A 6286-nucleotide genomic window follows, 5' to 3' on the forward strand; every position below is an offset into this window, starting at 1 on the left:
TTACCTCAATGATGCGTAAATACTTTCAGTATACTTAGTGATAACCTCATCATAGTCGGGATAGTTATATTCAAGTCTTTCTGATACAGCTTTCGAGTATGTTCTAAATAAGTCATAACAAGTTAATAACGACTGCCACATTTCCGGATACCCATTCTCCGAATAGGTGGATAGGAGCTTTTCCCAATGTTCATTGGAAAGATAACGATTAATAAACTTATAGTTCTTCCCCACACTAAAATTGTACCCTTGCTCCGACCCGATGTTCCAGGCCATCATCCTCAGCAAATTAGGTCTAGCAATCTCATTGAGATGATCAATCGCAAACAGGATCTCTTTTCTCGCTAATCCTTTTACTACATAGGTCGAACCCATCCAGAACTCATTACAACAATCGTCAAATTCTCTTGCAGTAGGCTTTTTAATCCAATATTTATGATCGTTGGCGAAAACTTCATTCTTGAGCAGCAGGTCCTTGTCGAGCAACACTTCAACTAAACCATCGCTATTGGCAAAATAATCTTCCAACTCGTTAATGGGAATTAATGTCAGGTCTACTTTGTTTCCATCCTCAAAAATCATTAAATAGGAAAACCAATTCCCCAATTCTGGCGGAAACAGCTCCATATCTTCAGGCTTTTGCATCATGAGCATCTTCCCGAAAACTCGAAGCCACTCATCATTTCCTTTGAAAAAATCGATATCTGTAACGAAATAAGAGAGGTCATAGTCTTGAAATCGATCAGGGAGAATGTTTTTGTTGGTGCGTGATCCTTCCAAAGTTACCAATCGAATTCGATCATCCTTAACAGCAAAATCCATAAGGAGTTTCATCATTTCTTGTTCACTTCTCAAGACAGTAACCCTCCATTTCGGAACCCTCGCAAATGAATACTATTTATGCAGTAGAAAGATTTCATTGCTCTTGCCGTTTTAAGAACAACACTAATGCATCGTCATACTCAACCGCATGCTTTCCAATCCATATGAGATGTCCCCAGGAGTCAAGAATACATTGTTCTGCTTGGGGAATATATGCCTTTGCATATTCTGCATGGCTTAAAGGTACTGAACGATCATTTTTACTGTGCATGATTAACGTCGGCGCTTGAATATTGGCCATTTCTTTGGAATAATCATGCTTGTGCTTTAAGTCAATGAGAAAACCTGAATGAGAGCGTTGCCGGTTATTCATTTTGCGAAACTCTTCAATCGCGGTGTTGTCTATTCGTTGTTTTACTTCTGAATAAGACAAATTTGAGAAAGAAGATGCCATCAATCTGAACATTAATTTCGGGAACAGGTTGCTGAATACCGCCAGCATCCTCCAAGTTCCTTTTTCCCTATTCGGATTAAAAATACGCATTGCAACTCGATATGCTTGATCCGCCGGTGCAAGCCATGGTTTTGTAACCGCACACTGCAACGTAAAACTAGTGACCCTGGCAGGAAATAAGGAGCAAAACAAAATACCGCTAGGTCCGCCAGCTGAGATCGCCATGACATGGACATGATCAATGGATAAATGATCCAATAGCTCCTTATACAAGCTGCATGCTAGGATCAATTCCATCACTGGCGTAGTACGGCCATATCCTGCACGAGAGGGAGTAATAATAGAGAATCCCGACTCTAACAACCGTTCATAGCCGAATACCTCCTGGCACCCCGAGTGCCCTCCATGAAGAAGCAATATGGGGATTCCTTTGCCAATTACCGTGTATTCCAGTGTTGTGTCTCCAACTTGAAGTGTATGAATTTCCCGACTCATAGTCTTCACCTTCACCCTCGTTCTACTTCACTCAAATGTAAGTCTAACAGCAACACATAAAATTTCCATCTTTTTATTGCTCCACTCTGGTAAAGGAAGGGCTGTTTTTTTGCTGTTGCAGGCACGGAGAGCTCTCTCTTCAAAATAAAAAAAGTCCATCAGATATTATCTGATGAACTTTAGATTTAAATGTAATGCCGGTGAAGGGACTCGAACCCCCACGGTTTCCCTCACGATTTTGAGTCGCGCGCGTCTGCCAATTCCGCCACACCGGCATAATCATATTTATTTTCTTTAAGCGAGTTATAATGGCGTCCCCTAAGAGATTCGAACTCCTGACCTTTTGATTCGTAGTCAAACGCTCTATCCAGCTGAGCTAAGGGGACATAAATCAAAAGTGCGGAAGACCAGACTTGAACTGGTACGATAGTCACCTACCGCAGGATTTTAAGTCCTGTGCGTCTGCCGATTCCGCCACTCCCGCTAAAAAGAAAATGGAGGCGCCACCCAGATTCGAACTGGGGGTAGAGCTTTTGCAGAGCTGTGCCTTACCACTTGGCTATGGCGCCTTATAATAGAATGGAGCGGACGACGGGAATCGAACCCGCGACCCTCGCCTTGGCAAGGCGATGCTCTACCGCTGAGCCACGTCCGCTTAAAATGGCTGGGGATATAGGATTCGAACCTATGGATGACGGAGTCAAAGTCCGTTGCCTTACCGCTTGGCTAATCCCCAACGATTATTTTTTAGTTAAAAATGGGGCGATCGATGGGACTTGAACCCACGAATGCCGGAGCCACAATCCGGTGCGTTAACCCCTTCGCCACGACCGCCATAAAAAGTATTAAGTTATTTGAAAATTGGCAGGGGCAGCAGGAATTGAACCCACACCAAAGGTTTTGGAGACCTTTGTTCTACCTTTAAACTATGCCCCTATAAAAAGTGGTGGAGGCTGATGGATTCGAACCACCGAACTCGTAGAGAGCAGATTTACAGTCTGCCGTGTTTAGCCACTTCACTAAGCCTCCAAGTATGGTGCCGTCGAGAGGACTTGAACCCCCAACCTACTGATTACAAGTCAGTTGCTCTACCAATTGAGCTACAACGGCATGTTACCTATTCAATAAATCAATGGTGGCTCGGGACGGAATCGAACCGCCGACACGAGGATTTTCAGTCCTCTGCTCTACCGACTGAGCTACCGAGCCGTATTAAAAGTTTCGGAACCTTCTACCTACCCCGGTGCTATACTCAGCAATGGTTACAGTGACAGTTTCCTTCGTGTAAATAAATGGCGGAGCCGACGGGATTCGAACCCGCGGTCTCCTGCGTGACAGGCAGGCATGTTAGGCCTCTACACCACGGCTCCACACTAGTAAATCTTCATCCCTCAAAGGGATAATTGCGGGGGCAGGATTTGAACCTGCGGCCTTCGGGTTATGAGCCCGACGAGCTACCGGGCTGCTCCACCCCGCGTCAGTTAAAATGATTATTTACTTGTCAAAGTAAATTATGGTGGAGGCTGAGGGGATCGAACCCCCGACCCTCTGCTTGTAAGGCAGATGCTCTCCCAGCTGAGCTAAGCCTCCAGGGAAAGACAAATTTAATTGTACCAGAAACCTTAGTGTTAAATCAAGTGAAAAGTTAAATGGTGACCCGTAGGGGATTCGAACCCCTGTTACCTCCGTGAAAGGGAGGTGTCTTAACCCCTTGACCAACGGGCCTTACTTATTAAAGAAAAATTATGGCGGAGAGAGAGGGATTCGAACCCTCGAGACGCTTGTGACGCCTACACGATTTCCAATCGTGCTCCTTCGGCCAACTCGGACACCTCTCCATATGGCTCCCCGAACAGGACTCGAACCTGTGACAACTCGATTAACAGTCGAGTGCTCTACCAACTGAGCTATCAGGGAATATTCATATTCAGATGATTGATCACCTGAAAACTGGATACGAAACTTAAATTTGCATTAGAAATTTGGATAAGCCCTCGACCGATTAGTACCTGTCAGCTCCATACATTGCTGCACTTCCACCTCAGGCCTATCAACCTCGTGGTCTTCAAGGGGTCTTACTAGTTGGGAAATCTCATCTTGAGGGGGGCTTCACGCTTAGATGCTTTCAGCGCTTATCCCGTCCGCACGTAGCTACCCAGCTATGCTCCTGGCGGAACAACTGGTGCACCAGCGGTGCGTCCATCCCGGTCCTCTCGTACTAAGGACAGCTCCTCTCAAATTTCCTACGCCCACGACAGATAGGGACCGAACTGTCTCACGACGTTCTGAACCCAGCTCGCGTACCGCTTTAATGGGCGAACAGCCCAACCCTTGGGACCTACTTCAGCCCCAGGATGCGATGAGCCGACATCGAGGTGCCAAACCTCCCCGTCGATGTGGACTCTTGGGGGAGATAAGCCTGTTATCCCCAGGGTAGCTTTTATCCGTTGAGCGATGGCCCTTCCATGCGGTACCACCGGATCACTAAGCCCGACTTTCGTCCCTGCTCGACTTGTCAGTCTCGCAGTCAAGCTCCCTTATGCCTTTGCACTCTTCGAATGATTTCCAACCATTCTGAGGGAACCTTGGGGCGCCTCCGTTACTCTTTAGGAGGCGACCGCCCCAGTCAAACTGCCCGCCTGACACTGTCCCCGCACCGGATCACGGTACCAGGTTAGAACTCCAATACGATCAGGGTGGTATCCCAACGGCGCCTCCACCGAAGCTGGCGCTCCGGCTTCTTAGGCTCCCACCTATCCTGTACAAATCGTATCAAAGTCCAATATCAAGCTGCAGTAAAGCTCCATGGGGTCTTTCCGTCTTGTCGCGGGTAACCTGCATCTTCACAGGTATTAAAATTTCACCGGATCTCTCGTTGAGACAGCGCCCAAGTCGTTACGCCATTCGTGCGGGTCAGAATTTACCTGACAAGGAATTTCGCTACCTTAGGACCGTTATAGTTACGGCCGCCGTTTACTGGGGCTTCAGTTCATAGCTTCGGGTTACCCCTAACCACTCCCCTTAACCTTCCAGCACCGGGCAGGCGTCAGCCCGTATACTTCGCCTTGCGGCTTCGCACAGACCTGTGTTTTTGCTAAACAGTCGCTTGGGCCTTTTCACTGCGGCCCCCTCGTGCTATTCACACTACCGGGGCACCCCTTCTCCCGAAGTTACGGGGTCATTTTGCCGAGTTCCTTAACGAGAGTTCTTCCGCGCGCCTTAGAATTCTCTTCTCGCCTACCTGTGTCGGTTTGCGGTACGGGCACCTTCACCTGGCTAGAGGCTTTTCTTGGCAGTGTGAGATCATGACCTTCGGTACTGTAAATTTTCCCTCCCCATCACAGCCCAGCCTTACGATGTGCGGATTTGCCTACACATCAGCCTCACTGCTTGGACGAGCATCCATCAGCTCGCGTCACTACCCTACTGCGTCACCCCATTGCTCATAACGGTTTACGGTGGTACAGGAATTTCAACCTGTTGTCCTTCGACTACGCCTTTCGGCCTCGCCTTAGGTCCCGACTTACCCTGAGCGGACGAACCTTCCTCAGGAACCCTTAGGCTTTCGGCGGATCAGATTCTCACTGATCTTTTCGTTACTCATACCGGCATTCTCACTTGTATGCTGTCCAGCGCTCCTTACGGTACACCTTCAACCTACATACAACGCTCCCCTACCCCTGATACATAAGTATCAAGCCATAGCTTCGGTGGTGTGTTTAGCCCCGTTACATTTTCGGCGCAGAGTCACTCGACCAGTGAGCTATTACGCACTCTTTAAATGGTGGCTGCTTCTAAGCCAACATCCTGGTTGTCTGTGCAACTCCACATCCTTTCCCACTTAACACACACTTGGGGACCTTAGCTGATGGTCTGGGCTGTTTCCCTTTTGACAATGGATCTTAGCACTCACTGTCTGACTCCCGGATAATAAGTATATGGCATTCGGAGTTTGACTGAGCTTGGTAACCCTTGGCGGGCCCCGCACCCAATCAGTGCTCTACCTCCACTACTCTTCTTTCCGAGGCTAGCCCTAAAGCTATTTCGGGGAGAACCAGCTATCTCCGAGTTCGATTGGAATTTCTCCGCTACCCCCACCTCATCCCCGCATTTTTCAACATACGTGGGTTCGGGCCTCCAGTGCGTGTTACCGCACCTTCACCCTGGACAGGGGTAGATCACACGGTTTCGGGTCTACGCCTACAAACTTAATCGCCCTATTCAGACTCGCTTTCGCTGCGGCTCCACCTTCTCGGCTTAACCTTGCTTGCAAACGTAACTCGCCGGTTCATTCTACAAAAGGCACGCCATCACCCATAGATCGGGCTCTGACTTCTTGTAAGCACACGGTTTCAGGTTCTTTTTCACTCCCCTTCCGGGGTGCTTTTCACCTTTCCCTCACGGTACTGCTTCACTATCGGTCACTAGGGAGTATTTAGCCTTACCAGATGGTCCTGGCAGATTCATACGGGGTTTCACGTGCCCCGCACTACTCGGGATCCGTCTCGGAGGGAA

Annotated in this window: 2 protein-coding genes, 17 tRNA genes and 1 rRNA gene (1 of these 20 cut by a window edge); all 20 read right to left on the reverse strand. The window is 48.4% G+C overall.

What is annotated here, in order from left to right:
* Positions 1–855 carry an aminoglycoside 6-adenylyltransferase gene (gene ant(6) / locus NYE70_RS12810; protein ID WP_341046251.1) on the reverse strand — a complete coding sequence of 285 codons (855 nt, stop codon included), beginning with the start codon at positions 853–855 and terminating at the stop codon, positions 1–3.
* A gap of 61 nt (positions 856–916) precedes the next feature.
* Positions 917–1771 (reverse strand): alpha/beta fold hydrolase, encoded by an 855-nt coding sequence (locus NYE70_RS12815; RefSeq protein WP_341046252.1) that lies wholly within the window; start codon positions 1769–1771, stop codon positions 917–919.
* Between the two features lie 195 nt (positions 1772–1966).
* Positions 1967–2046 (reverse strand) — tRNA-Leu (locus NYE70_RS12820).
* A gap of 34 nt (positions 2047–2080) precedes the next feature.
* Positions 2081–2157 (reverse strand) — tRNA-Arg (locus NYE70_RS12825).
* 12 nt (positions 2158–2169) lie between these two features.
* Positions 2170–2255 (reverse strand) — tRNA-Leu (locus NYE70_RS12830).
* A gap of 11 nt (positions 2256–2266) precedes the next feature.
* Positions 2267–2340: transfer RNA gene (locus tag NYE70_RS12835), tRNA-Cys, on the reverse strand.
* Between the two features lie 11 nt (positions 2341–2351).
* Positions 2352–2426: transfer RNA gene (locus tag NYE70_RS12840), tRNA-Gly, on the reverse strand.
* 6 nt (positions 2427–2432) lie between these two features.
* Positions 2433–2507, reverse strand: a tRNA-Gln gene (locus NYE70_RS12845).
* 22 nt (positions 2508–2529) lie between these two features.
* A tRNA-His gene (locus NYE70_RS12850) sits at positions 2530–2605 on the reverse strand.
* A 28-nt stretch (positions 2606–2633) separates the two neighbouring features.
* A tRNA-Trp gene (locus tag NYE70_RS12855) sits at positions 2634–2707 on the reverse strand.
* Between the two features lie 8 nt (positions 2708–2715).
* Positions 2716–2800: transfer RNA gene (locus NYE70_RS12860), tRNA-Tyr, on the reverse strand.
* Between the two features lie 5 nt (positions 2801–2805).
* Positions 2806–2881 (reverse strand) — tRNA-Thr (locus NYE70_RS12865).
* A 23-nt stretch (positions 2882–2904) separates the two neighbouring features.
* Positions 2905–2980 (reverse strand) — tRNA-Phe (locus NYE70_RS12870).
* Between the two features lie 84 nt (positions 2981–3064).
* A tRNA-Asp gene (locus NYE70_RS12875) sits at positions 3065–3141 on the reverse strand.
* Between the two features lie 33 nt (positions 3142–3174).
* Positions 3175–3248, reverse strand: a tRNA-Met gene (locus NYE70_RS12880).
* A 37-nt stretch (positions 3249–3285) separates the two neighbouring features.
* Positions 3286–3361, reverse strand: a tRNA-Val gene (locus tag NYE70_RS12885).
* 60 nt (positions 3362–3421) lie between these two features.
* A tRNA-Glu gene (locus NYE70_RS12890) sits at positions 3422–3496 on the reverse strand.
* Positions 3497–3517: 21 nt separating this feature from the next.
* Positions 3518–3609: transfer RNA gene (locus tag NYE70_RS12895), tRNA-Ser, on the reverse strand.
* Between the two features lie 3 nt (positions 3610–3612).
* Positions 3613–3688 (reverse strand) — tRNA-Asn (locus NYE70_RS12900).
* 65 nt (positions 3689–3753) lie between these two features.
* Positions 3754–6286 (reverse strand): 23S ribosomal RNA (locus tag NYE70_RS12905); it runs 397 nt beyond the window's last position.

The organism is Paenibacillus sp. FSL R5-0407 (assembly GCF_038009185.1).
In the GTDB taxonomy this organism is placed as follows: Bacteria; Bacillota; Bacilli; order Paenibacillales; family Paenibacillaceae; genus Fontibacillus; species Fontibacillus vini.